Here is a 3,674-nt window from a genome sequence, read left to right on the forward strand (position 1 = left end):
ATTCACTGTCTTGAGTGGATCCTGCAACTTCATCGGTGAGTGACATGGATCGTGATACATATACTTCACGCCAGTCACGTTTGAAAGCTTAACGCCCTTCTCGAGCAAATACTCATGAATATCGATGATGCGGCAACCTGGGAAGATCTGTTCAAACTGATAACCCGCTAACTGGTCGTAGCAAGTACCGCATGAGACTACGACAGTCTTGATATCTAAGTAGTTCAGGGTATTCGCAACGCGATGAAAGAGGACGCGATTATCTGTAATCATCTTCTCTGCTTTATCGAAGTCGCCATTGCCGCGCTGTGGGTAACCGCAGCAGAGATAGCCTGGTGGTAATACCGTCTGTACACCCACATTCCACAGCATTGCTTGCGTAGCCAAACCTACTTGCGAGAACAAACGTTCAGAGCCGCAACCCGGGAAATAAAACACCGCTTCTGTATCCGCAGAAGTCGTTTTTGGATCGCGAATAATTGGTACGTAATTTGCGTCCTCAATATCTAAAAGTGCACGTGCTGTTTTCTTCGGCAAGTTACCAGGCATCTTCTTATTTACAAAGAAAATGACCTGCTCTTTTATATTGGGCTTAGTAACTGTCGCAGGAGGATGGGCGGTTTGTTTGCGTGCCAACTTACGAAATACATCGTTACCCAAACGTTGAAGCTTATAGCCCCAACCAATCATGGTCTTACGTGCCAACTTGATTGTGTCTGGATCGGTGGCATTCAAGAAGAGCATAGATGCCGCTGTTCCTGGATTGAAACGCTGTTGACCCATCTTACGCAATAAGTTGCGCATATTCATGGTGACATCACCGAAGTCAATTTTGACTGGGCATGGCGTTAAGCACTTATGACATACAGTGCAATGCGCTGCAACGTCGTCAAACATTTCCCAATGACGAATCGACACGCCACGGCGTGTCTGCTCTTCATACAAGAAGGCTTCGATTAACAGCGAGGTTGCCAAAATTTTGTCGCGTGGACTGTAAAGCAAATTTGCGCGTGGCACATGTGTAGAACACACCGGCTTGCACTTACCGCAGCGTAAACAATCTTTCACGCTATCTGCAATTGCACCAATATCACTTTGCTGCATGATGATGGACTCATGACCCATCAAACCAAAGCTCGGAGTGTAGGCAATGCTGAGATCCGCATGCGGCATTAACTTGCCTTTGTTGAAGCGGCCTTCAGGATCTACACGTTTTTTGTAAGCGCGGAAATCTTTGAGCTCTTCCTCAGTCAAATACTCAAGCTTCGTAATACCAATCCCATGCTCACCCGAAATCACGCCATCCAATGAGCGGGCCAATTTCATAATCCGATCGACTGCACGATGTGCATCTTGCAACATCTCGTAGTCATCCGAGTTCACCGGAATATTGGTATGCACATTACCGTCACCAGCATGCATATGTAGGGCCACAAAAACACGCTTACGTAAAATGTTTTTGTGAATAGCCTCTAATTCATTGAGGATGGGCTCAAACGCCAAGCCGCCAAAAATAATTCTCAGTTCAGCACGAACCTCAGTCTTCCATGAAGCACGCAAACTGTAATTCTGCAGATCCGGGAAGTACGTATCCATCTGTGTCAGCCAGTCTGACCAACGCGCCCGGACTTTAGCAATCAGTTCTAACGCTTGCTGAACACGATCACCTAAGATTTCAGCGCTAGGGATCTCATAGTCTTCGTCATTCTTACCAAGCGGCAAGGCGCTCTTTGTCAAAAATGCTTCGAGACCATCTAAAACTTGTAATTTATTTTTAAGCGAGAGTTCAATATTGATGCGCTCGATGCCCTCGGTGTACTCACCCATACGTGGCAATGGAATCACCACGTCTTCGTTGATCTTAAAAGCGTTCGTATGGCGAGCAATCGCAGCAGTACGCGCACGATCCAACCAAAACTTCTTACGTGCTTCGGCGCTAACGGCCACAAAGCCTTCGCCCACTCGGTTGTTAGCCATACGCACAACTTCACTAGTCGCTGCAGCCACCGCCTCTTCATCATCGCCAGCAATGTCGCCAATTAATACCATCTTAGGTAAAGCATTACGCTTGGACTTCGTGGAATATCCGACCGCTCTTAAGTAACGATCATCCAAATGCTCTAGGCCAGCAAGGATTGGTCCACCATCTTTACTCAAGCCATCGAGATAGGCTTTAATTTCTACAATGCTTGGGATCGCCTCTTGTGCTTGGCCAAAAAACTCTAAGCAAACCGTACGCATGTATTTAGGCATGCGATGCAAAATCCAAGTAGCACTGGTAATTAAACCGTCGCAGCCTTCTTTTTGAACGCCAGGTAAGCCTGATAAAAACTTATCAGTCACATCTTTACCTAAGCCTTCTTTACGGAAGCGCTTACCTTCCACTTCCAAAGTTTCTGTTTTAAGAATGCGTTCGCCGGGTTCACTCAAACCATCAGACCAAGTCAGTTGAAAACGCACTTTATCTACTATGTGAATTTTTCCCAGATTGTGGTCAAGACGTTCGACATCTAGCCAGTTACCCTCTGGATCAACCATGCGCCAGCTAGCTAAATTATCGAGCGCAGTTCCCCATAGAACCGCCTTCTTACCGCCAGCGTTCATGGCAATGTTGCCGCCAATACAACTCGCATCAGCTGAAGTTGGGTCGACCGCAAACACCAGCCCAGAGCGCTCTGCAGCATCTGAAACTCTACGAGTGACTACACCAGCCCCAGTAAAGATCGTAGACACCTCATGGTCTACACCCGGCAAGTGTTTGAGCTTGACAGCATCGATTTGCTCAAGCTTCTCAGTATTAATCACTGCCGACATAGCGTAGAGAGGAATAGCGCCACCGGTGTAACCCGTACCGCCTCCGCGAGGAATGATGGTTAAACCCAACTCAACACAGGCTTTCACTAAACCAGGGATTTCAGATTCGTAATCCGGCTTTAGCACTACCAGTGGAAACTCAACACGCCAGTCTGTTGCATCAGTCACATGCGCTGCACGTGAGACACCATCAAAACAAATATTGTCAGAGGCAGTAATGCGGCCCAACTCTTTACGAGCGCGCTTACGAATTTCAGTAACTTCCTTAAAGCCCTGCTCAAAACTTTCAACGGCATGATGTGCGGCTTTCAACAAAACCTGAACTTGCTCAGCAGATTCACCACTAGATCTTTTCTTCACCTCGCCAAGACGATGCCACAAAGCATCAATCAACAATTTGCGACGATTGGCGTTATCTAATAGGTCATCTTGCAAGAAAGGATTACGTTGTACTACCCAGATATCACCCAGAACTTCGAATAGCATGCGAGCCGAGCGGCCAGTGCGACGCACTCCACGCAAATCATTCAGAACGCGCCATGACTCCTCACCCAACAAGCGAATAACGATTTCACGATCGGAAAAAGAGGTGTAGTTGTAGGGGATTTCGCGCAGGCGTGCAGTCATGCTGGGTGTGTCCGGACGTCGCCGGGGCGATGCCGAATCCATTTGCTTCAAAGCCGGTATTTTACGGGATATGGATTCGTTTCGGGCCGGCCGGCCGGGGGGCGGCAATGCCCCGACCCTGCTTGGTACATTGGTTTTGCTTGCTACAGTTTTTGCGGGGCAGGCCGATAAACCGTTCAATGGTAAAAGATTATCGCGCGACAAAAAATAATACTTAGGAGATCGTCTTGCAG

The 3,674-nt window shown here is 47.7% G+C and carries 1 protein-coding gene; it reads right to left on the bottom strand.

What is annotated here, in order from left to right; all coding sequences use genetic code 11:
- Nucleotides 1-3,483, bottom strand: a 3,483-nt coding sequence (locus B7Y67_RS12875) for a DUF3683 domain-containing protein (protein WP_367227286.1), incomplete at its 3' end; no start/stop codon positions are given.
- Nucleotides 3,484-3,674: the final 191 nt, after the last annotated feature.

This window comes from Polynucleobacter sp. 35-46-11 (assembly GCF_002281105.1).